The organism is Nostoc sp. LEGE 12454 (assembly GCF_056620565.1).
Genome location: NZ_JBWQXL010000005.1, coordinates 1 through 23,292 on the forward strand (window position 1 = coordinate 1; position 23,292 = coordinate 23,292).

The window sequence follows — 23,292 nt, forward strand, 5'->3', positions numbered from 1 at the left end:
CTTTAGAAGCTTTTAAAACAGCTATGTCTTATCGATTTTTCGATTGGTTGACCCTTAACCGTGACGTGTTTGCTGCTTATAAAGCCAGTTTAGGCTTTATTTGGGCTTAGTTTTTGTTTAAGTCCCGCTAATTGTTTAACTGGCAGCTGCCCCAGATTTCATGAATTTCATGAATTTCATGAAAATAGCTCAGTGATTCTACTTTTATTACGTCTGGATTCACTAAAATTATGCAGAAATTTCTACATTGATGTTTTAGTTTTACTTTAAAAAGTCCAAACCCAATATGTATCAAGCATTTGGGGCATTCTACCAATTTAAATTTTTTGTAAAGTTATGTTTTTTAGTTGAGAACAGAAATCTGCTTAAAGTGGGGAGGATACACCTTTCACAAAATGGATTGGGTAAATCTGACATTTTGTAACAGATCCGAGGAACGAATATAATTTAACTCAAAGTTGGACGTTATTCCACCAGTATAAGTTTCAACTCTGTACAAACCCTTACGTCGTATAATATTTAGTTTAATTTCAATATACTTAGTGTTAATGACATTTTGCCCTGGAAGATTCCCTAATCCCCCTTAAGAAATTGGCTAAACTCCCTGCTTTTGAAAGAGGATTGGGCTTTCACTGAATCGTACTAAGTTATATTTTGTGAGATTTGTTGATTTAATTAAGTGTATATACGGTAATTATTGTTTCAAAAGATGTTTGGGAAGTCGTTGTATAAAATAATAGTAGGAATTGATAGGCAAATTTATCTTTTTTAAACTAGTTCAGTCAAAACTACACCTTTTATATTGGTAAGTTATTTTTAAAACTTTTATATTTCTAAAAATGAACAGTCAACAGTCAATATTGGTTTTGACTATTGACTCTAACTGTTGCTTTCCCTCTGCTTCAAAATTCAACTTATGCAAAATCTGAAAACAGAAGGAATGTAATCCTCTAAAGTTTTGATAGTCAGAAGCCTGACAAAAAACTTCTCTTTAAATTCATTTATGGGAAGTTTTTGTTTTAAATTCCCCCGCTGGAGGTTAAATCTATCGATTGTTCGATCTAACAATGGGATTTTCTACAGATTCTCGATATCCTTGGACTTGTTCTGTATAACCAATTGGCAGAACAGCTTCAACGTTTTCATGGGGACGAGCAATAATTACCCAGGATTCAAGTGTACCCCCATAAACATTTTCTGCGGCTTCAACACCGGCAGCCATAGCGGCTTTTACTTCAGAAACATCACCACGAATATTAACTGTAAAACGAGCGCTACCTACTCTGATATAACCAACAAGGGTAACTCGACCAGCTTTTACCATAGCATCTGCTGCTGCTAGCACCGCAGGAAAACCTTTAGTTTCAAGTGCTCCAACTGCCTGTAATGACATTATTAATCTCCTGTATGAACAAACTGGGGGCTACAAGTTAATTGTACGAAGCTTCGCTACAGATTTTGATAGCAAAATTGCTTAGAAGATGCGGAAAGGTTCTGATTCTTCAGTAAAATGGATTGGTAATATGGTTTCGACATTTTCTGGAGGATTGGGAACGATGTAGTGGGTAATTACTGTACCAACCTTTACTTCCTCTCCAGCTGCGATTCCGGCTTCAACAGCTCTATTTACTTCAGAAACGTGTCCCCGGACGGCGACTAACAAGCGAGCGCTTTCCGCTTGACCATAATACACAATTGTAACTGCGGCAGCTTTGACCATTGCATCTGCTGCTGCTAAGACACTCGGAAAACCTAAAGTTTCAATTACGCCAACCGCCATTGGCATGGCATTAGCTCCTGGATTAAGGGATAAGCGATTTTAATTGTACGTGGCTTTAGTCCCCATTTTGACATTTTGGAAAACTTTCTTTGATGCCATGCCATATTTTTTTGGGGTAATAGAGACGCCATTAATCATGTCTGTTGGGAGTTAGAATATTTTGATAGTCCCTGGCTTATGTTTTATATATATATTACAAATAATACTTCAGCATCTTAGGTTGTGTAACTTTATTGTTTAACAAAATTAGTTATGGGTGGAAGCAAGCTAGTACGATAAACTGAAATTTATGTTTCCGAATTTTCTTCCTACAGCAGTTGAGCAACTCACAGAACCTACTTTGATCGCACTAGCTCGGAGTATTCAAACAACTGCGATCGCTACTCCTTTAACTAATCAAGCAGTTACCACAACTTATGTCAAGCAAGGGTGTGGTGGAACTCCGATTTTATTAATTCACGGTTTTGACAGTTCTGTATTAGAATTTCGGCGGCTTTTGCCACTGCTTTCTGAAGATAATGAAACTTGGGCAGTGGATTTGTTGGGTTTTGGATTTACAGATAGACTTTCAGGAATTGCCTATAGCCCAACTGCAATTAAAACCCATCTTTATTATTTCTGGAAAAGCCTAATTAACCAACCTGTAATTTTAGTGGGTGCTTCGATGGGGGGTGCGACGGCGATTGATTTTACATTGGCTTACCCAGAAGTCGTCAAAAAGCTGGTGTTAATTGACAGTGCGGGGTTAGCAGGTGGTTCGCCATTGAGCAAATTCATGTTTCCACCTTTAGATTATTTAGCAACTCGGTTTTTGAGTAATATGAAGGTGCGCGATCGCATTTCTCGCATTGGATATAAAAATCAAACTCTTGCCTCTATTGATGCGCTATGTTGTAGTGGATTACACCTACAAATGCCGAGTTGGCATCAAGCTCTGATTTCTTTCACTAAAAGTGGTGGTTACAGTGCTTTTAGATTCACAGCCATATCAAAAATTGTGCAACAAACGCTAATTTTGTGGGGCGATTCTGATAAAATTTTGGGTACTAAGGATGCCATAAGATTTAAAAGGGCAATTCCACACAGTACTCTCACGTGGATTCAAGATTGCGGTCATCTCCCTCACTTGGAACAACCACAAATCACCGCGCAGCATATTTTAGACTTTCGAGTTGAAAGATAGCTCAAGTCTCAATAATTTTTCTGTAACCCTAATCTGGAAAGTTTTTCATCTGTTGCTAATAGCTTCTGTGAGAGCTACTATTTTTCTCTTTAATCGTGTTACTTTCACAGAATTTTAAGGAATGTAGCTAGAGCGATACCTTCTCTACGAGACGCTACGCGAACGGTGAGTTTCTCTACGAGACGCTTCGTGAACGCTAACGCAAATCTGTCTTGCATAAAGGTGGGCATTGTAATGGCATTATAATGCCCATCCTACAAGCTCCAAAGATTTACACTTGCACTTGGTAATTTAGGTTTAATTCATCTCCTGTTGTTCCCCGAATACCCCAATTGTGTTTTGGGGTTTCTGTAATCGTGATTTCTATATCTATAGGTGCAATTGCAACTTGTTCGGATAAGCGGGAAAACAACAACTTAATTAGTTTCTTTTTCGTTTCAATAGTCCGTCCCTCAAACATACTAATCTCAATGATGATGTATTTCTCTGAACGTCCTACAGGGTAGACGAAATCATCGGGTTCGAGAGGAAAGAACCGATGGGTACGCTTGTCTTGAGGATATACTAGAGCTTCAACAACACAAGAATGAATTGCGTCAGAAATGGCACTGCGAGAATGACGGATAAATGAAGCAGTGCCATAGATTTTGATTTGTACCATTAACTAACTTTAGTCAAGTAACCACATCTCATTAGAACTATCGGGATACTCATTCGGCTGATTTTGAGGTTGATTTTGAGCTAGTGTTTCCGATGAACGATGTGATTTTTTGTAGTTAAGTGGATTGTAATGGTCTTTTACTGGTCTGATCGCGCTAGTTTCTTTGACAACAAGTTTAGATTTCTCTTCTACTTTTTGTTCTACTTTTGGTTCTACTTTTTGTTCTGCTTTTTGTTTTAAAGAATTAATTTCTTCTATAAGCAGGGAATTTGCTTCTGCAAGTTGCAGCGCTGTTTTTTTGGTCTCATCAAGTTCTTTGGTTAGCTGTTCTAGTAATGATTTTTGTTCTGATACAAATGTTTTTTGTTTAGATAATTTTGATTGCAAATCAGCAACTTCTTGTCCGAGAGATGCTTCTTTTTTGTGGCTTGTTTCTAGATTACTTGTCAACTCTTTGACAGTTGCTTCTAAATCAGCCTTAGTAGGACTGCGTTTAGTAGAAGTTGGCTCAAGTAATTGTCCTAAAGATTCCTCATCATCTGAAGCTTGTTCTTCGACAATTTTTTCTGCTGTAACTTCGATCGCAGATTCACCTTCTGGGGGTGTAAATTTTTGCGCCTCTTCTTGTAGTAAGTCAGAGAGACTTTGTTTCCTAGCCATTCTTATTTTCTCCAATCACGCTGTAATTCATCAGCTGCACGGCGGTAGTCTAATTCCGCCTCCCGTGCGTTTCCTCCTCGCCATTGGGTAATCGCTACACCTTCCAGTGCTGCTCGTTCATGAGCTTTATAAGCACGGATGAAGGTATTACAAGTAGGAATACCTAAGCGAGTCAGAGTGTTTTTTGCTTCTTGTGCTTCCCCCAAACTGCGGGTATCGACTTTGGTGAGCAATACCCGATGGGGGGTTCCCACAGGGATGACGGCTTCCTTGACTGTTTCCACGAGGATTGCTAAATCCATTGCAGATGGGGGTGTCGGCAAAACTAGATAATCTGCGATCGCAACTACCGCCACTAATGCTTCAGAGCGCAGGGCGGGAGGTGTATCCACCACTACTAAATCGTAACCTGTTATCTTTGCTAAATCACCTAAAAGTGCAGGATCGGTTTCTTGAGATAAATCAAATCCCATTCCCTGCTGACTGCGCCCAAACCACCAACTGGCAGAACCTTGAATATCTGCATCAATCAGCAGCACCTTTTTTTTCTTCGCAAAGTTTGCAGCCAGATTGACTGCGGTAGTCGTTTTACCGACTCCTCCTTTACCGTTGAGAATAGCGATGATTTTTGGCACTGCTTACTTCCGATGCTGCCTTTTGTTAGCGGTAGCGGGGCGTTTAGCCCGTGCTGAGTTCTGAGTGCTGAGTGCTGAGTTAGGAGTAGAGAAGCGATTAATCGCGTCTGTACAAGAGTTATTATTATCCTCTTTATCTTCTTTTCAGTTCTCAGTCTCCAGTCTCTAGTCCCCAATCATGAATATACCGCTTTCTGTAACCCTAAGTAACATGAAAAGTCGTAACAATAAAATTCAGAAGCCATCAACTCCACAAAATTCTATGACAACTACTTACAATTTGCCCGATGGGCCTCAAATGCCGCGCTGGCTGCGGATGATCAAGTTTATTACTCAGCCAGTGAAATATGTGGATGATTTTGCTCAAATCTACGGTGACACTTTCACCATCAGGAGTAGTAGCTCTGATAACCATCTTGTGTATTTTAGTCAACCCCAAGCCCTTGAGCAGATTTTTACTGCTGATTCCAGGCATTTTGAAGTTGGCAGGGGGAACACAGGGCTAAAATTTTTACTTGGCGATCGCTCCTTTATGTTAGCGGATGGCGATCGCCACCAACGCCAACGGCAACTATTAGCTCCTCCCTTTCACGGCGAAAGAATGCGGGCTTACGGCGAGGAAATTCGGGAAATAACCCGACAGGTGACTAATGAATGGCAAATTGGTAAACCTTTTAAGATCCGTGAGTCGATGCAAGAAATCACCTTGCGTGTTATTCTCCGGGTTGTATTTGGTTTGAATGATGGAGAACTGTTTGAGGAACTGAGGCGATCGCTAAGTGACTTACTAGACTTCATCACTTCGCCTCTAATGTCCAGCGCCTTCTTTTTTCAGTTCATGCAAAAAGATTTCGGTGCGTGGAGTCCGTGGGGCTGGGTTCTGCAACAACGGCAAAAAATCGATCGCCTGATTTATGCTTTGCTTCGAGAACGTCGGGCTGAACTCGATCGAAATCGCCAAGATATCCTAAGTTTGATGATGGCGGCTCGTTATGACGATGGTCAAGGGATGTCAGATGAAGAATTACACGACGAGTTAATGACGTTGCTAGTTGCAGGACATGAAACTACCGCTTCAGCATTGACGTGGGCTTTTTACTGGATCGATCGTTTACCAGAGGTGCGTGAGAAGTTGTTACAGGAACTCAACACCATTGGAGTTAACGCTGATTTGAGTAGTGTAGCTAAATTGCCCTATTTAACAGCAGTTTACCAAGAGACATTGCGACTTTACCCAATTGTCATGACTGCTTTCCCGCGGATAGTGAAAACCCCTATTACAATTATGGGTTACGAACTGCGAGAGGGAACGTTAATAGTCCCCAGTATTTATTTAGCGCATCATCGGGAAGAAGTTTATCCACAATCCAAGCAGTTCAAACCAGAACGCTTTTTAGGAAGACAATATTCACCTTATGAATATTTACCCTTTGGTGGCGGTAATCGTCGCTGTATTGGAATGGCATTTGCTCAGTATGAAATGAAAATTGTCTTGGCAACTGTTTTGTCAGAATTTCAAGTTTCGCTAGTGAATAAACGTCCCGTGCGTCCTGTGCGCCGTGGGTTAACTTTAGCTGCACCAGCCGGAATGAGGATGGTTGCTACACCTCAAGTTAAGCGTGCAAATACACCAGCGTTAGTTTAAGCAATTAGGGTGGGGATTAAAATACCCACCCTACTATGGGGTAATAACTATGACAAAACTTGAATTACAAAATCATCAAGTTTGGTGAGATTTAACTGAAATATTAGAAACTTTAGATGCTAATAATCTTCTTAAAAAACATCTAATACTATCTGATTATAAAATATGCGGCTACTGGGATGAACAAGATAAATATTATGAAACAATTACTTTACCTGGTACCCTAGAAACTGATTTAACAAGATGCATTTAAGTCCCTTTCGTCCCACATCTCGAAGTGGGTAGGAGGCAATGCATGATTGGCAGTATTTATTTAACCACGATCGCAGCAATCTAAATCAAGGCACTTACCGCATCTTGGAACCAGAATCCTACTCATCAACTCCAAACACTTCTGCGTTCCCAATATTCGGCGACTCTTTTTTCCCATTGCTGCCAGTAATCTTTAATCGCTGCTGGTTCAAACCAAAATACCTCGGCTGGCATCTCTGGAATTGCGACTACCAACAAAGCATGATTTAGCTGAATGCCATAATGTCGATAATAGTTGTTAGTTGCTCCAATATATGCTGTAAGTTGCAGTGGATGTTCGTATAAATGCTCAATTGAACCTTTAGGTTTGTCTGCTGTTTTCCACTCGCAAATACAGGGGATACCTTGATAACTGGCAATACAATCTACTTTGCCAGAATAGCTCAAATCATAATGAAAAACAGAGCCTTCTACAAGTCTCACTGTGTCGATTTCTTCTAAAACTGGCTTGATACTTTCCCAATAAGGGCGACTGGCTTCCGGACAAACAGGATTTTGTCCAAGGAGGTAGCGCTCAATTTGTTTGTGTGTTTGGGTTCCCCGACGACTGGCGTTTGTAGATATGCGGGTGGCTTCTTCTGTTCCAACACGCGCTTTCCAATTTAATAATCTGTCTCTGTCTGCTTGGGGTTTGGTGATATTAAGTATTGTGGTAACGCTAGGGAAGCGGTTTCCCTTGGCATCTACATAATATTGTTTACCATTTTCTCTGAGGGATTTACTATTAATTTGAGGTAGCAGTTGGGTATCAAATTGCATCAGTTTTTGTAAAAGTCAACTTAACGTTAAAAACCGTCTTTATACAGACAAAATTAGGAAATGTGGCAATCAGGCTAGGCTAGAATAGCTTTCAGTGGAATTTCGGTTGTTATTCATAAAATTATGGAACCTGTAACACTAACGGCTGTTGCAACTGCGATCGCTACTATAGTTTTAACTAAAGCTTTAGAAAAAACTGGCGAAAAGCTTGGGGAAGCAGGGTTAGAAGCAAGCGGTAAATTAATCGCACAGCTACGTCATAAAAATAAATTGCCCTTGTTAGCAGAGGCGACACCAGAAAATCCACAGCCACCGTTAGATTATGGTAAAGCGGTACTGGAGTTGAAAGCCGCAGCAGACACAGATACCGAAATTGCTCAATCAGTGCGGGACGTGGAAGCCGCAGTAAACGCCGATCCTCAAGTAGCGTCAAAAGTCCAAGCTTTAGCAAATGACTTCAACTCACAACCAGCAACCATCATTAATTCTACAAAGTTAGCTGACTCTATTAAAAACGTTTTTCAAGGAAATATTTTCACTGGTACTAATATTTTCTGACTGCATTCGCCTGGAGAAGAACAGGTAAAGTCAAATCTCGCTACCGAAATACCGCAAAATTTACCCTTAAGTGGTGTGGTGGAGTTTGTTGGACGTGAAAAAGACCTGCAAAATCTCCACCAACTTTTGCAGGAAAATGAACAGGTGGTTATAGCTGCTGTTGCTGGCATGGGTGGAGTTGGTAAAACAGAACTTGCCCTACAATATGCCAGGAATCACCGCGAAACTTATAAGGGTGGAATTTGCTGGTTGCTGGCAAAATCTGGTGATGTAGGCATTCAAGTTGTGGAGTTTGTCAGAACTCATCTTGATTTAAATCCACCAGAAGGTTTAGATGTCCTCGCCCAAGTGCAATACTGCTTTCGGAATTGGCGCAAGGGTAATGTGCTGCTAGTGTTAGACGATGTTGGGGAATTTCAGCAGGTTAAGCCTTACTTACCCTCGTTATCTTCCCGGTTTAAAGTGTTGATTACCACGCGCCAATACTTAGGAGCATCTATAAAGAAATTATCTCTAGATGTATTGCAACCAGAAGCAGCGCTGGAGTTATTAAAGTCATTTTTTAAAGAAACACCACAGCGAATTGAGCAAGAATTGGCTGTTGCAAATCAGTTGTGTGAATGGTTGGGATATTTGCCTTTAGGTTTGGAATTAGTTGGGCGATATCTCAAGCGCAAACCAGACCTTTCTTTAACAGAAATGTTGCGACGGTTGGAGAAAAAGCGACTTGAACAACCCGCCTGGGATAAACCAGAAGGCGATATGACAGCACAACGGGGTGTGTTAGCTGCTTTTGAGTTGAGTTGGCAGGAATTAAACGATGATGACAAGCAGTTGGGTTGTTTATTGAGTTTATTTTCCGCCGCGCCTATAGCTTGGGATTTGGTGGAAGAATGTTTACCAGAGGAAGACGAGGAAGAGTTAGAGGAAATTCGAGATGATAAGTTATTGAATTTGCATTTACTTCAACGTAAAGATGAGGGAGTTTACCAATTGCATCCACTATTGCGCGAGTTTTTCCAATATCAGCTTACAGGTTTAGAACAGGCAGAGGAATTAAAGCGTTCCGTTTGTCGGGTAATAGTGGCAGTTGCCAAAGATATTCCTTACTCGCCCACCCTCAAGAAAATTAACGATGTCTCCTCTGCCATACCTCACATAGCTGAAGTTGCGAACAATCTCATTCAGTATCTCAGCGATAGTGATTTAATATGGGCATTCATCGGTAACGCTCGATTCTATCAAGGTCAAGGATTATATACTCAGGCTGAACCTTGGTATGAGCAGTGTCTAGAAGCTAGCAAAAAACGCTTGGGAGAAGAACATCCTTCTGTCGCCGCTAGCCTCAACGACCTAGCAGAAATCTACCGCTCTCAAGGCAGATACAGCGAAGCCGAACCCTTGTACATCCAAGCTTTGGCACTGTTCCGTAAACTGCTGCCAGAAGAAAATCTTGATGTCGCCTCTAGCCTCAACAATCTAGCTAATCTCTACAACTCACAAGGCAGATACAGCGAAGCCGAACCCTTGTACATCCAATCTTTGGCACTGTTCCGTAAACTGCTGCCAGAAGAAAATCTCGATGTTACACAAAGCTTCAATAACCTAGCTAATCTCTACCGTCATCAAGGCAGATACAGCGAAGCCGAACCTCTGCTCATCCAGGCTTTAGGACTGTCACTAAAACTGCTCGGAGAAGAAAATCTTGATGTTGCACAAAGCCTCAACAACCTAGCATATTTCTACAACTCCCAAGGCAGATACAGCGAAGCCGAACCCCTGCTCATCCAAGCTTTGGCACTGTATCGCAAACTGCTGCCAGAAGAACATCTTTCTGTCGCCACTAGCCTCAACAACCTAGCATATTTCTACAACTTCCAAGGCAGATACAGCAAAGCCGAACCCTTGTACATCCAAGCTTTGGCACTGAGGCGCAAACTGCTGCCAGAAGAACATCCTCATGTTGCACTTAGCCTCAACAACCTAGCGTACCTCTACCGTTGCCAAGGCAGATATAGCGAAGCCGAACCCTTGCTTATCCAATCTTTGGCAATGAAGCGCAAACTACTGCCAGAAGAACATCCTTCTGTCGTCAATAGCCTCAGCAACCTAGCAGAACTCTACTATTACCAAGGCAGATACAGCGAAGCCGAACTCTTATACATCCACACTTTAAATATTTGTGAGCGACAGTTAGGAGTGAATCATCCCAATACTGTTACTATTCGTGAAAATTTAGCATATTTACGCGATCGCCTCACTTCACAATAGCAAAATTCATGTTCCCAACCTCATCAATCAAGCTTTGATCTCCAAGTTTCGTGTTCTGAACTCGAAGTTTCATGTTTCAAACAAGAACGTTTCTGTTTCAAGTGAGAACGTTCCTGTTTTAAACGAGAATGTTCTTGTTCCAGATGAGAACGTTCCTGTTTTAAACGAGAATGTTCTTGTTCTAGATGAGAACGTTCTTGTTTTCAATGATAATATTCTTGTTCCAAACGAGAGCGTTCTTGTTCTGAAGTGAAATGATGGTGTTGTAAGGGCGATCGCTCTTGTTCAGAGTGTAAAATGAGGTGCAATCTACCAAATATTACTAAACTACCGCGCAATATATGCAAGTTAAAAAACAATCTCCTTGCTCATCCTCTCTTCCAGCACATCCAATAACCCGTCTACATCCTTCCCAACTTGCTCAAAACAAATCGGTGGCGCTGGTTCCGGTGCAAACTGAATTAACTTAATTTCCCCCTTCCCAATCCCAATCATCACAACTTCCACATCCGGTTTGTGATTCTCCACAATCCCCAAAATTTCCTGAAGCCGATTCTCAACTCTAATATTTAAATTCTCTATCTGTTCTTTCGGACAATAAACAAAATGCGGCGTTGGTTGCAAATCAATACCAACAGTACCCTGACTGTCACCATTTGCTAACCACAATCCCCAAAACAGCGCTGCCAACTCTTGCTGATTTGCTTTGACAAACTTATCCAACTGGCGACGCCACTTAGTATCACCTGATTCTGGTTGACTATTACCAAAAAACATAAATAATTCGTAATGAAGACACAGACAATAGGCGAAACTTATCTCAAACCTGACTGTACACGCCAGAGGCCGGAATAAATCCCGTCTTTCTCCAGCAATTGCTCATGGGTTCCCGACTCTACTAATTTCCCATGTTCCATGACATAAATGCAATCGGCATTGCGGATGGTGGAAAGACGATGAGCGATCGCAATTGTAGTTCTATCTACTGTAATCCGTTCTAGCGATCGCTGGATTGCCGCTTCTGTCTCATTATCCACCGCCGAGGTAGCTTCATCTAAAATCAGAATGGGGGGATTTTTGAGAACAGCACGAGCGATCGCAATCCGTTGTCTTTGTCCACCAGATAACTTTTGTCCTCTTTCCCCCACAATTGTTTCATAACCTTGGGGCAAGTTAATAATAAATTCGTGCGCCTCGGCTATCTTCGCCGCCGTGATAATTTCTTGCTCTGTATTCTCAAAGCTGCCATAAGCAATATTCTCCGCTACAGTGCCATGAAATAGAAACACATCTTGACTCACCAAACCAATGCAGCGGCGCAAATCTTTTAAATTCAAACTTTGCAAATCAATACCATCCACAGTAATGCTTCCAGCCTGCACTTCGTATAACCGCAACAAGAGTTTGACTAAAGTGCTTTTACCAGAACCAGTGGAACCAACAATTGCAATAGTTTTCCCTGCCGGAATATCCAAAGATAGATTTTTAATAACTGCAAATCTATCTTTATAGGCAAAATAAACATTTTTAAATTGCACTTCACCGCGCACTTCATTCACAGGTAAAGCTACATCACCTGTATGAATGGCGATAGGAGTATCCAACAAATTCATGACTCGATTAGTAGAAGCCATTGCTCTTTGATATTGGTCAAAAGTTTCGCCTAATCTAGTTAAAGGCCACAATAATCGTTGGATTAAAAATACTAATACGCTGTAAGTACCTACAGACATTTTTCCCGAAACTGCTGCCATCCCGCCATACAATAGTAATGCCGTGAAACCCACCAAAATCAGCATCCGAATTAACGGCACAAAAGCAGCAGAAAGAGCAATTGCTTTAGAGTTACTGTGGCGATAGGCGTCACTATCTAATTCCAGACGATAAGCTTCATAAGCTTCAGCAGTGAAACTTTTAATAGTAGTAATTCCGCTGATATTGTTTGACAAACGCGAATTAAGAAAACCTACTTTTTCGCGGACATTAGCGTAGCGAGGCGCAAGTAGTCGTTGGTAAGCAAAAGAACCCCAGAGGATAAATGGCATCGGTGACAAAGCCATCCACGCTACACTAGGGGCCAAAATAAAGAAAGCAGCGCCAATAATTAAAACAGTTGCAGAAACTTGGATGATATCATTCGCTCCTCCATCCAAAAACCGCTCTAATTGGTTAATATCATCACTGAGGATAGACATTAAACCGCCAGTGCTGCGTTCTTCAAAGTAAGCCAATTCCAACTCTTGCAAATGTTTGTATGCATCCAAACGCAAGTCATGCTGAATATTCTGAGCCAAATTCCGCCAAAGTCGAGCGTAGGCGTACTCAAAAACCGATTCTAGTATCCAAATGATGACAGTGAGGAAAGAAATAATCAAAAATTGTGCAAAGACATCGCGTACCCCTAACTGGGCAATTATGGAATCCTGTTGCTTAACTACCACATCCACCGCCACGCCAATTAAGCCGGGTGGTGCCAAATCGAAAAATTTATTGAGGGTAGAATAAGTAGTCGCCAGCCAAATTTGTTTACGATACTGGTGTCCATACTCCAGCAAACGCTGGAGAGGATGCGTTGAATGTTTACGCCTTCTTGATGCCCGATGAGATTTTAAGACAGTAGCCACGGTTTTTTGCGGTTTCGTGTCATTGATATTACCACGGAACAAAGTTTTGAGTCCTAAGTCCTGAGTCTGAAGATTGATTCAGACAGACTAATGGGAAACTAGTAACTGAGTTTATTCAAGGACTGGGGAGCAGGGGGGCAGTGGAGCAGGGGAGCAGAAGGGGAATAAGAAATAACTAATGACCAATGACAAATAACTAACTAAATATTGGAGAAAGGAATTTGAAAAATCAGCAATTTGGTAATTGGCAAACCACAGTTTTGGGAATTGTGTTAGCAATACTGGTGATTATTGGGCTAAATTCCTTTATCATTATTAACCCAGGACAAGCAGGAGTAATCAGCATCTTGGGTAAAGCGAGAGATGGCGCTTTATTGGAAGGTATTCACGTAAAACCGCCTTTTATCACCGTGATAGATGTGTATGATTTGACGGTGCAAAAATTTGAAGTACCAGCAGAGAGTTCCACTAAAGATTTGCAAAATTTATCTGCGAGATTTGCAATTAACTTCCGCCTCGATCCGATAAAGGTAGTTGAAGTTAGAAGAAAACAAGGAACATTAGAGAATATTGTATCAAAAATCATTGCCCCTCAGACACAAGAAGCATTTAAAATTGCCGCAGCTAGAAGAACAGTAGAGGAAGCAATTACCAAAAGAAGTGAATTGAAAGAAGACTTCGATCAAGCATTAGGCGATCGCTTAGATAAATATGGGATAATTGTGTTAGATACTAGCGTAGTTGATTTAGCATTCTCACCAGAATTTGCCAGAGCAGTCGAAGAAAAGCAAATTGCTGAACAACGAGCGCAAAGAGCCGTTTACGTAGCACGAGAAGCCGAACAAGAAGCACAAGCAGACATTAATCGTGCCAAAGGTAGGGCAGAAGCTCAAAGACTCTTAGCAGAGACACTCAAAGCCCAAGGAGGACAGTTGGTTCTGCAAAAAGAAGCAATTGAAGCTTGGAAGACAGGCGGCGCTCAGATGCCGAAAGTCTTGGTTATGGGTAATGACTCAAAAAATGGCGTACCCTTTATATTCAACCTTGGGAACGTCCAAAATCAACCGTAAAAGGGAAGTGGGCATGAGATCGCAAGGTCTAAAATTATGGAATTTGCTCTGACCTCAGACAAATTATACAATACATTGGACTATTTCCAATTCAAAACCTAAAATCCAAAATGGTATAAGTTGGGTTAGTACAGGTCAGTGGAAACGTCCCATTTCATTACAGCCAGAAAGCCTAAAATTCAAGCATGAGTGACTTTTGACTTCCGCCTTGCGGTACTAGTCCCAACTCAAACACCACAGAAAAACCAACCAGATAATAGTCGAAGTTTATGTCAACCCCCAATCCTCAAAATCTCACTGCCGAAGAAGCGAAAAAATTACTGAACAAATTCAACTGTCTAGACATTGCCCCTATCCTCAACTCATCAGAAAAAGTTGTAGTTCGTAATGCCTTAATTTTGCTCACTAAGCTTACTGATTACCAAATATTAGGAATTTGTGCTGATACGGCAGAAGAAGGAATATTGGCGATGAAAACCTATTCTCTGGCTTTGGGTTATGAACCGCCAAATAATTTACTGACACCCGAAGGCCCAGTTTATATCAAATTAAATGGTAAAAACGGCTTGTGTTATCTTGATTCCTATGATGGACATCATCGTGGTGTATTAGTATCTTGCCAGTCTTATGACGAAGATGGAATCAACGAAATGTATGGACACCTTCCCTTGGACTTATTTGTATAGAATTTTGCGAATGTAGGTAAGGCAAATACCTTACCTACTCACTAATGAAAAATAATTAATGACTTCAATCTTATGAGTATTATTACACTACAATCAGTAAAAAAAGACTTTGGCATCAAGGAAATTTTAAAAGATGCTAGCTTTAGCCTTGATGCTACTGATAAAGTTGGATTAATTGGTACTAATGGTTCTGGTAAATCAACCTTATTAAAAATGATCGCTGGGTTAGAATCCATTGATAGCGGTCAAATTTTAATGAACTCCGGTTCTAAAATTATCTACTTACCACAGCTGCCAGATTTAGATGAAAATCACACAGTTTTAGAGCAAGTTTTCGCTGACAGTGGCGAACATACGACTTTAGTACGCGAGTATGAAGAACTTTCTGATAAATTGGTTCACTATCCAGATGATAGTCAACTGATGTCTCGCCTTTCTGTGGTGATGCAACGGATGGATACGAGTGGTGCTTGGGAATTAGAAACTAATGCCAAAATCATTCTGACAAAATTAGGAATTTCTGATTTTGATGCCAAGATAAGTACTTTATCTGGAGGTTATCGCAAGCGCATTGCTTTAGCATCAGCCTTGCTATCAGAACCAGATGCTTTGCTCATGGATGAGCCGACAAACCATCTTGATGCTCTTTCTGTAGAGTGGTTACAAAGTTATTTAAATCGCTATCGCGGCGCATTGTTTCTGATTACCCACGATCGCTATTTTCTAGATCGCGTTACCAACCGGATTATTGAAATCGACCGAGGCGACATTTACACCTATACAGGTAACTATTCATATTACCTCGAAAAGAAAGCCTTATCTGAAGAATCTGCTGTAAGTAGTCAACGCAAACACCAAGGCTTGTTGCGGCGCGAGTTGGAATGGCTCAAAAAAGGGCCGAAAGCCAGAAGTACCAAGCAAAAAGCGAGAATTGACCGCGCTCACGCTCTGCGGGATACTGAATTTAAACAAGTTCAGGGTAAAGTTGATATTTCGACAGTTGGTCGTCGCATTGGGAAAAAAGTTATTGAATTAGATAACGTTTCTAAGGCATACAATGGACGCACTCTAATTAATAATTTCACCTACGAATTTAGTCCAGAAGACCGCATTGGCATTATTGGCGCTAATGGTGCTGGTAAATCGACTTTAATGGATATCATTACTGGACGGGTTAAGCCAGATTCCGGCATTGCAGAAATTGGTACTACAGTTCACATCGGTTATTTTGACCAGCATTCGGAAGAATTGCTCACAGCATTGAACGAAAGTCAGCGCGTGATTGACTACATCAAAGAAGAAGGAGAATTTGTCAAAATTACCGATGGTACTCAAATTACCGCTTCGCAAATGTTGGAACGGTTTTTGTTTCCTGGTAATCAGCAGTATGCCCCAATTAGTAAACTTTCGGGTGGTGAAAAACGCCGTTTATTTCTGTTGCGGGTTTTGATGGGTGCGCCCAATGTCTTAATTTTAGATGAACCGACAAACGATTTAGATGTTCAGACATTGGCAGTATTGGAGGATTATTTAGAAGATTTTGCCGGGTGTGTAATTGTAGTTTCTCACGATCGCTACTTTCTCGATCGCACTATCGACACAGTATTTTCCTTTGAGGAAGGCGGTAATCTGAGGCAATATCCAGGTAATTACTCGATTTATCTCGACTATAAGAAGGCTGAAGAAGCACAGCAACAAGCTGCGAACGCTAAGGAAAAGCCCAAAAATGTCGAAGTCCAAAATGGTGCGGCTTCACCCAAGGATGGAGAGAATACCAAGCGACGGAGATTATCCAATTGGGAGAAAAAAGAATTTGAGCAGTTGGAAGGTAAAATTGCCGAGTTAGAGGCTGAGAAGGCGCAAACCGAGAAAACACTAGGGAATGTCTCACCGGGTAATTATAGCGAAGTGCAGAAACTCTATAATCAGGTGGAAAATCTCAAGCACGCGATCGATGTGGCGACTGAACGGTGGTTAGAATTAGCAGAGATAGAGTCTTAATGTTTTAACATGACGTGAATTCAACGAACCTCTCCCTGCCTTGAACTTTAGTTCAAGTCTGTCCCTCTCCGAGTCGGAGAGGGACGGTTTTGCCTAGTAAAACCAGGGAGAGGTCTTTTTATTCAGCTAATTTAGACAAACACTATATGAGCCGTCGAACTCACGTTAATATTAATTTTTGCGATCTAATTGCTCAATGTGCCAACTAAAATGTGAGCTAATTCAGTTAATTATTCAGGAACCCGATATAATCTGAGGCCTTCCATTGCTTTGGAAAATCGAATTATGAGAAAGCCTCTAATCTAAAGTGTAGTTAGAGGCGAGTAACTTTTTTATCTGCTTTTATCAAAGCTACTTCTATCAGTAAATCTTTGCCTCTAGCTATGGAGTATTTGAAGGCATATATAAATAATCGTCAAAGTTAAGTTTATATGTGATTACCGATACAAAAGAAAAAGACTACGATTATATAGTAATTATTCAAGCAAATAATTAAGTTAAAAATCGGTAGTTGTGCCTGTGTCCAGTATTTAACCTAACGCTGTATGCAATGCCCTTGATGGTTACACCAAAGGCTGTATGTAGGCAGACTAATGATTTAATTTGCCAAAATTCAGCGGGGCTAATATCTTAATTTATTACTCTAGGTGTACAAAGCTTAATTTAACGCTGAAACTTCTGATAGATTATAAAAAGTTTTTTTTGGGTTACAACCTTAAGTATCTCAGTATTAACTAATAGAATTACAATGATTGACTGTAATGGAAAATATCAACGCTGCAAAAATGACAGAGCGTTACATTGCTTTGGCTATGGAAATTGCTTATTTATAGGTTGATCTGGCTTTATAGCAGCTTTAGTTTTATTACCAGGAACGAGCAAATATTTTATTCCACTTGATGAATCTACTGGCGCTTATTCTGCGGGTTTTGGTTATATCTTTGGTGCAATTACCACTAAGTTTTTGTATAAGCTTGTACGCTGCGCTGTAGGATTTTTTGGAATTACTTGTTACAGCAGTGCTAATTTCTTATGCCTTGCTGGCTGTCATAGGATTGTTGCCCTTGGGTAAGACATTTTTCGGTTTAATGCCATTGTTTGATTACAATGTCTTGCTCAATAGATTAGCAGCGATCGCAGCTGCTTATTACAGCATTCTCATACCAGCTAAAGTGAGCGGCGTTAATGTATTAAAAAATCTTTAACATCTGTATCCAATAAGCTTTGGTGGTAGAAAAATAATTTCTCTTTCTGAAGCAAAGCAATGAAACAGAAGCCAATAAATCAGCAGATAGTTGCTGATTGACGCGATCGCCGGAAGACACGACGGCAAATACTCCGGTTTGGGTTAGCAGAGATGATTTATACCACTCGCTGCCTCTCAACTATCCAATTGCCAAAAGCGGAACTTATTAGTTATGGAAAGCTCAAAGCAAGTTGATTCTAGAGCTACTGAAGGACAGTTGTTGTCCCGCCCAACTCGCCCCACAACAACCGCTTTGACCGGGTTACACCCACTAGGGCTGGATGGGCAGCGAGATGGTTTTGTTTATGTACCTGAAACCTATCAAGCAGATCGGCCCGCTCCCCTGGTGTTGATATTGCATGGAGCCGGAGGCGATGCGGAGGGTGCGCTAAAAATCCTCCGTCATCTGGCAAATCGCTTTGAAACAATTCTGTTGGCAGTAGACTCACGCCAACAAACTTGGGACATTATTCGGGGTGGCTATGGCCCTGATATTGCTTTTATCGAGCAAGCATTAGCACAAACTTTCAGTCATTACGCGATCGCTCCGAACCAGGTAGCGATCGCTGGTTTCTCTGATGGTGCTTCCTATGCCCTTTCGGTTGGCATTACCAATGGCGACCTGTTTAACCACATTATTGCTTTTTCACCTGGATTCATGGCTCCTGCTAGCCAATCCGGGAAACCGCGTCTGTTCATCTCTCATGGAAAGTCAGATCCAGTGTTACCAATTGAACGGTGCAGTCGCCGGATTGTGCAGCAGTTAAAACAAGCAGGCTATGACCTAGAATACCGTGAGTTCAACGGGTTCCATACAGTTCCGACTGCGATCGCCGAAAGAGCTATGGAGTGGTTTACTCAATCAGCACCGGATAAAGCGTTTCATTCGTGACTAAGCCCCGTTGGGGCGGGGGTGTAGGGGGTAGGGTGTAGGGTATGGGGGAAGAAATAGCCCCAACAACCTTCTTCGTCTGAAGCCCCGTTTTTTAAAACGATTGTATTGGTAGGGGCTTGTACCCCTACCAATGCCGTCTTCCCTACACCCCACACCCTACACCCCACACCCTTCTTCTTGACATCAAAACTATGAAAACTGACCCAGCGATCGCTATCGATTCCAATCCTCCGAAAGTGGAGCCTCAAAAAAATAGATGGGGAACTATTGGTATATTGTTATTTTTAGTTATTTTTGTTAGCTTCTTCGCCTCCAGACTAGAATTTGTTTTAGGTAAAACTCCTAGTTTAGATAAGACTTTTACACCTGTAACCCAGGCTGCACCTCAAGAAGTTGGTTCTTATGATGTTTTGGGATACGCGATTAATAAAGAAGAGGCAACACGTTTACTAAATACAGAAAATGGACGCAAACAACTATCCCCTGAAAATGGGGCTTATGCTGTTACTGAGGAAACTTTAAAGCTGGGGCGGGATGCTTTTTACTCAGAAACTTTTGGGAATGAAATTTTCCAAACTGATGTGGTTGGGGCGCTGAACGGCCCGATTAATATGATAACCGTGGGTCAGGCGATCGCTAAACTTGGCGGTAAGCATACAACCAATCTCCGAATTCCTATAAATGAAGATGTAACAATCGGTGGACGCACTTTTAAAGCTGGCACACTTTTGAATACAGGATTAGACGTACCCGCAAATTCCCTTGTACCACTGGGTATGCGTGCCAGCTTCACTAAAGGTAAGTTGAGATTTGGTATTACCTGTGCTTTATGTCACGCCACACTTGACAATAAGACTGGACGGATCTTAGAAGGCGCACCAAACAATGACGTTAATACGGGTTTGGTTTTAGCATTTGCCACTAATTCCGCAGCCATGTTTCGCCAAACAGATGTTAATCCTACTCAAATTCCGGCGGGAGAGCATACCTACATTAACGCTGACGGTAAAGAATCCCGCTTACCAGATGCCAAAACTTTAGAAGATGCAGTTGATGCAAAACTCCTAACTTGGCCGCCTGGAAGCTTTGATTCCACTGGCACTCTAGTAAACAATCCCTCACAAATCCCATCATCTTACACTTTTGATGCTTGGCCTTACGGTTGGAGTGGTCATTCAGCAGTTGGTTGGTTTCACGGTTTGACTACCTTAAATAGCAACGTTCACGCCACAAACTCAGATGGGACAAATGGCGCTGATACCAGTCAATCCACATTAGGAATTGATAAGGAAACCTATTTAGGCGTGATTCTGCAAAATGCCGCAAATCCAGCTTTTAGATTACCTGAAGATGCAAAACCATCAGAATTTTTCGACAAAATCGATCCCACTCCTGGGGAACCTGCAATTAATCAAGTAATTCGGATGCCTGGATATCCCAAAGGTTCGCCGTTTATGTTAGATGGTTTAATGGCATCTTCTCCTGACTTCCCCGTTGGCGAACAGCTGAATGCGATGTCTGCCTGGCAAAATACTCTGGCACCACCACCGATTCAAGTTAGTGATGTTGCATCTCTAGAAAAAGGGGCGGCTGTATTTAATCGTGCTGGCTGCATAGACTGTCATAGTGGACGCTACTTTACAAATCATGATGTCATCGCTCAAAACGAGATTGGGACTCAACCATCACGCGCCCCGACATTAGCGCCATTCGCTAAGAACTTCACCACACCCCAAACTTACCCTAACAGTGTCTCTGTTCCCTTGCCGTCTAATCCTCCAGTGTTAGAAGTTCCTACAGATATTACGCCACAAAAAGCACAACAGTTAGCTTTTGGTATCAATAATCCAGTCGGTGGTTATAAAGTACCAAGCTTGATTGGGTTGTATCTAACTGCGCCTTATTTACATGATGGTGGCGTGGCTGCTAGTGCTTCAGCATTAAAGCAAGATGAACAAAACGGACGATTTGTGGTGGCAAATTCTGAGCAACTTGGGATGGCTGGTACATTAATGCAAAATATTTTACCCGATGCACAAGCAAGCTTACGGGTGTTAGTCGATCGTAATCTTCGTGAGACAATGGTTGCAGCTAACCAAGCTAATCCAGATTTGCAAAAGTCGAATGTAGACGGCAGAGGTCATGGTTATTGGGTAGATGCAAAAGCTGGCTTTACCACTCAAGAACAGACAGATTTAATTCAATTCCTCCTCAGTTTGGACGATCGCCCAGAAATTTTACCCAGTTCACGTTAACTAAAAATAGACATGGAAAGAGAAATTAAAGATTCAGATGGAATTACATGGACTTGTATTCAAGCATTTTCAGGTCTTTCTGATACTTCAAAAGCTGAAGATGCAGCTAAGGTCGAAGGAGAACCAGATACTTACTGGGTTGTCTGTACTCCTAGTGGCGGCGCACAGTCTGTACGGCTGAAGCTACAGGGTAAATGGGAAGAAGAATATTCTGATGAGGCGTTACTCAAGGAAATTAGAACGCAGCAATAATTGGCGTTGTTGATTAATCGGCTCAATGTCCTGTTTGCTGGAGCGCGTGGTTAGGCTTTTGGGGTGGACGATGGAAGTGGACACACTTCCATGACTTGAATCAAGCCGTGTTCAAGGGTGAATCGATGGCCTACGTGCTCATCGGCAAGAACTGCTCCAACTAAGTCACGCACGACCTGATGCACATCGACCAAAATGTGTCCGGCCTCCTCCGAGTAAAAGGAAACCGGCTCGACGTGCGGATCGATCTCGCTCCATTGCTCCGTCCAGTAAGCGCGAACTTCTTCAGGCCCACGGACAAAACCGCCTTTGAAAGCTTTCGGCCAAACCACGTCTGGAGTCATGAGGGCAAGGGCAGCGTCAATGTCTCGCGCGTTGAAGGCCGCGTAAGCCGCACGGAGCAGTTCGATTTCTGGTGCAGGTTGATCTGACATAAGAGCTATGGTGAAGGAGATGCAGCAGGGCCTAACAATTTATTATACCGTTCAAGCTAAGTATTGTTATCCTTGCGGGACACAACTACGCGCTAATTGCGATCGCTGTGGCGAGTTAGTAGTGTCAGCCAGGTATAAATTTTATTCGGATCTCGGCTCAATACCAATATAAGCTTCTCAAAATCCTCCTGAAAAAGGAGGATTTAAAGTTTTGGATAGCTTGTGTACCATTTTTAAAACAACCTCTAAGACGCACAAGAAAAAGCAACTGACATTATGACAAATACAGTAATTATTACAGGCGCATCTCAAGGGATTGGCAAAGCTACAGCATTATTATTCGCCCGTCACAACTATGATGTTGTGTTGGCAGCCCGTCAACTTGACCGTTTAGAAGCTACTGCTGCACAGATACGGGAACTTGGACGAGAAGCGATCGCTATTTCAACAGATGTGAAAGATCCTTTACAAGTAAACAACCTGATCCAGAAGGCGATCGCACATTTTGGTAACATAGACGTATTAATTAATAATGCAGGTATCTTTTGCTTAGGGCCCGTCGAGGATTTTAGCTTAGATGATTGGCATCAGATGATTGATACCAATTTGTGGGGCTACATCCATACTATTAATGCCATCCTGCCCCATTTCTCAGAACGTCGCAAAGGAACCATTGTTAACGTCAGTTCTATTGGTGGTATAGAACCGATTCCTTACCAAATTCCTTACACAACCACTAAATATGCCATCACAGGGTTGACAAAATCGCTACACGCAGAGTTATCACCTAAAGGGATTCACGTTAGCGGAATTTATCCCAGTTTTATCACTACTCAAATGATGGAACGGGCAATTTTTCGCGGTAAGAACGAGGAAACTGCCGAAGCGCGTTCTGAGTTGGTAGATAAAGCAATTCAAATTCCTGTACTAGAAAAGCCTGAAGATGTAGCAAAATCAATTTGGGAAGCAGTAAAGGATCGGCGTTCTGATGTCATGGTAGGCACAACAAACCTTTGGAAAGCAGTTTATCACTTGTCTCCTAGTTTGATGCAGTCAGTTTTTCGGCGTATCTTCGGCATGGAAGAACGAACTTAGACGGAGCGTTACGGCGTTTTGCCTAACACACCCTACGATTTTATCTTTTACTTTTGAGCTTTGGAGAATCGTTTTTCTCCCTTTTATCCTGCAAGCTGCGAATTTTAACCAGCACTGGAATATACTGTTGAATCATCCAAATCAACGCCTCAAGGGATGAGTTACCTTGGTCGATTCGGCTTTTAGCTTGTAAACCAATCAAGAATAGTTGCATTGCCAGCAACAAAGCTATGGTTTTACTGAGAATATTTTGACGTTTGCCTTGCATTT

23 protein-coding genes are annotated in these 23,292 nt (G+C 41.7%); 12 read left to right on the plus strand and 11 right to left on the minus strand.

Features of this window, described 5'->3' with window-relative positions; all coding sequences use genetic code 11:
* Positions 1-1,045: 1,045 nt before the first annotated feature.
* A complete protein-coding gene (locus AC1F2U_RS06940; protein WP_292721114.1) occupies positions 1,046-1,393 on the minus strand; it encodes a carbon dioxide-concentrating mechanism protein CcmK in 348 nt (115 codons plus the stop codon).
* An 81-nt stretch (positions 1,394-1,474) separates the two neighbouring features.
* Positions 1,475-1,786 (minus strand): BMC domain-containing protein, encoded by a 312-nt coding sequence (locus AC1F2U_RS06945; RefSeq protein WP_335007084.1) that lies wholly within the window; start codon positions 1,784-1,786, stop codon positions 1,475-1,477.
* Between the two features lie 283 nt (positions 1,787-2,069).
* Here AC1F2U_RS06945 and AC1F2U_RS06950 point away from each other — a divergent pair, with 283 nt between their 5' ends.
* Complete coding sequence (locus AC1F2U_RS06950) at positions 2,070-2,963, plus strand: alpha/beta fold hydrolase (protein WP_480260441.1); 894 nt, start codon at positions 2,070-2,072, stop codon at positions 2,961-2,963.
* Positions 2,964-3,234: 271 nt separating this feature from the next.
* Here AC1F2U_RS06950 and AC1F2U_RS06955 read toward each other — a convergent pair whose 3' ends face one another.
* From AC1F2U_RS06955 to AC1F2U_RS06965, 3 genes are read right to left on the minus strand one after another with little or no spacing between them, the layout of a single operon-like run.
* Complete coding sequence (locus AC1F2U_RS06955; RefSeq protein WP_194044651.1) at positions 3,235-3,624, minus strand: tautomerase family protein; 390 nt, start codon at positions 3,622-3,624, stop codon at positions 3,235-3,237.
* 9 nt (positions 3,625-3,633) lie between these two features.
* On the minus strand, positions 3,634-4,284 hold the full coding sequence (locus tag AC1F2U_RS06960; RefSeq protein ID WP_480260442.1) for a hypothetical protein: 651 nt from the start codon (positions 4,282-4,284) through the stop codon (positions 3,634-3,636).
* 2 nt (positions 4,285-4,286) lie between these two features.
* Positions 4,287-4,919, minus strand: a complete 633-nt coding sequence (locus tag AC1F2U_RS06965; protein ID WP_322671549.1) for a ParA family protein — start codon at positions 4,917-4,919, stop codon at positions 4,287-4,289.
* A gap of 262 nt (positions 4,920-5,181) precedes the next feature.
* Here AC1F2U_RS06965 and AC1F2U_RS06970 point away from each other — a divergent pair, with 262 nt between their 5' ends.
* Positions 5,182-6,564, plus strand: a complete 1,383-nt coding sequence (locus AC1F2U_RS06970) for a cytochrome P450 (protein WP_480260443.1) — start codon at positions 5,182-5,184, stop codon at positions 6,562-6,564.
* 378 nt (positions 6,565-6,942) lie between these two features.
* On the opposite strand, the gene AC1F2U_RS06975 is transcribed toward AC1F2U_RS06970, so the two are convergent.
* Positions 6,943-7,635: a PD-(D/E)XK nuclease family protein gene (locus tag AC1F2U_RS06975; protein WP_480260444.1), complete on the minus strand. Its 693-nt coding sequence runs from the start codon at positions 7,633-7,635 to the stop codon at positions 6,943-6,945.
* Between the two features lie 123 nt (positions 7,636-7,758).
* Between AC1F2U_RS06975 and AC1F2U_RS06980 the strand changes: the two genes are divergently transcribed.
* Both AC1F2U_RS06980 and AC1F2U_RS06985 read left to right on the plus strand, forming a co-directional pair.
* Positions 7,759-8,193: a hypothetical protein gene (locus AC1F2U_RS06980; protein WP_480260445.1), complete on the plus strand. Its 435-nt coding sequence runs from the start codon at positions 7,759-7,761 to the stop codon at positions 8,191-8,193.
* A gap of 75 nt (positions 8,194-8,268) precedes the next feature.
* Positions 8,269-10,464 (plus strand): tetratricopeptide repeat protein, encoded by a 2,196-nt coding sequence (locus AC1F2U_RS06985; protein ID WP_480260446.1) that lies wholly within the window; start codon positions 8,269-8,271, stop codon positions 10,462-10,464.
* A 203-nt stretch (positions 10,465-10,667) separates the two neighbouring features.
* On the opposite strand, the gene AC1F2U_RS06990 is transcribed toward AC1F2U_RS06985, so the two are convergent.
* The 3 genes from AC1F2U_RS06990 to AC1F2U_RS07000 are packed head-to-tail and all read right to left on the minus strand — an operon-like array spanning position 10,668 to position 13,088.
* Positions 10,668-10,811, minus strand: a complete 144-nt coding sequence (locus AC1F2U_RS06990; protein WP_480260447.1) for a hypothetical protein — start codon at positions 10,809-10,811, stop codon at positions 10,668-10,670.
* Between the two features lies 1 nt (position 10,812).
* Positions 10,813-11,241: a beta-carboxysome assembly chaperone CcmS gene (ccmS, locus tag AC1F2U_RS06995; RefSeq protein WP_480260448.1), complete on the minus strand. Its 429-nt coding sequence runs from the start codon at positions 11,239-11,241 to the stop codon at positions 10,813-10,815.
* A 38-nt stretch (positions 11,242-11,279) separates the two neighbouring features.
* The gene (locus tag AC1F2U_RS07000; protein WP_480260449.1) at positions 11,280-13,088 is read right to left on the minus strand and encodes an ABC transporter ATP-binding protein; all 1,809 of its coding nucleotides are present in this window, start codon (positions 13,086-13,088) and stop codon (positions 11,280-11,282) included.
* Between the two features lie 221 nt (positions 13,089-13,309).
* Between AC1F2U_RS07000 and AC1F2U_RS07005 the strand changes: the two genes are divergently transcribed.
* The 7 genes from AC1F2U_RS07005 to AC1F2U_RS07035 all read left to right on the plus strand — a co-directional run bounded on the left by AC1F2U_RS07005 (position 13,310) and on the right by AC1F2U_RS07035 (position 21,493).
* Positions 13,310-14,158: a prohibitin family protein gene (locus AC1F2U_RS07005; protein WP_334704993.1), complete on the plus strand. Its 849-nt coding sequence runs from the start codon at positions 13,310-13,312 to the stop codon at positions 14,156-14,158.
* A gap of 269 nt (positions 14,159-14,427) precedes the next feature.
* Positions 14,428-14,844 (plus strand): DUF1824 family protein, encoded by a 417-nt coding sequence (locus AC1F2U_RS07010; RefSeq protein ID WP_181930446.1) that lies wholly within the window; start codon positions 14,428-14,430, stop codon positions 14,842-14,844.
* A gap of 72 nt (positions 14,845-14,916) precedes the next feature.
* Complete coding sequence (locus tag AC1F2U_RS07015) at positions 14,917-16,845, plus strand: ABC-F family ATP-binding cassette domain-containing protein (protein ID WP_480260450.1); 1,929 nt, start codon at positions 14,917-14,919, stop codon at positions 16,843-16,845.
* 998 nt (positions 16,846-17,843) lie between these two features.
* Positions 17,844-18,050, plus strand: a complete 207-nt coding sequence (locus AC1F2U_RS07020) for a DUF4383 domain-containing protein (protein WP_480260451.1) — start codon at positions 17,844-17,846, stop codon at positions 18,048-18,050.
* A gap of 213 nt (positions 18,051-18,263) precedes the next feature.
* Positions 18,264-18,983, plus strand: coding sequence for an alpha/beta hydrolase (locus AC1F2U_RS07025; RefSeq protein WP_480260452.1), 720 nt, complete (start codon positions 18,264-18,266; stop codon positions 18,981-18,983).
* Positions 18,984-19,177: 194 nt separating this feature from the next.
* Entirely contained in the window at positions 19,178-21,241 is a 2,064-nt protein-coding gene (locus tag AC1F2U_RS07030; protein ID WP_480260453.1) for a hypothetical protein, read from the plus strand.
* Between the two features lie 12 nt (positions 21,242-21,253).
* The gene (locus tag AC1F2U_RS07035) at positions 21,254-21,493 is read left to right on the plus strand and encodes a hypothetical protein (protein ID WP_480260454.1); all 240 of its coding nucleotides are present in this window, start codon (positions 21,254-21,256) and stop codon (positions 21,491-21,493) included.
* 50 nt (positions 21,494-21,543) lie between these two features.
* On the opposite strand, the gene AC1F2U_RS07040 is transcribed toward AC1F2U_RS07035, so the two are convergent.
* The gene (locus AC1F2U_RS07040; RefSeq protein WP_480260455.1) at positions 21,544-21,927 is read right to left on the minus strand and encodes a nuclear transport factor 2 family protein; all 384 of its coding nucleotides are present in this window, start codon (positions 21,925-21,927) and stop codon (positions 21,544-21,546) included.
* A gap of 276 nt (positions 21,928-22,203) precedes the next feature.
* Here AC1F2U_RS07040 and AC1F2U_RS07045 point away from each other — a divergent pair, with 276 nt between their 5' ends.
* Entirely contained in the window at positions 22,204-23,022 is an 819-nt protein-coding gene (locus AC1F2U_RS07045; RefSeq protein WP_480260456.1) for an SDR family NAD(P)-dependent oxidoreductase, read from the plus strand.
* Between the two features lie 40 nt (positions 23,023-23,062).
* Here the strand turns inward: AC1F2U_RS07045 and AC1F2U_RS07050 are convergent, their stop codons facing one another.
* Positions 23,063-23,290, minus strand: a complete 228-nt coding sequence (locus tag AC1F2U_RS07050; protein ID WP_480260457.1) for a hypothetical protein — start codon at positions 23,288-23,290, stop codon at positions 23,063-23,065.
* Positions 23,291-23,292: the final 2 nt, after the last annotated feature.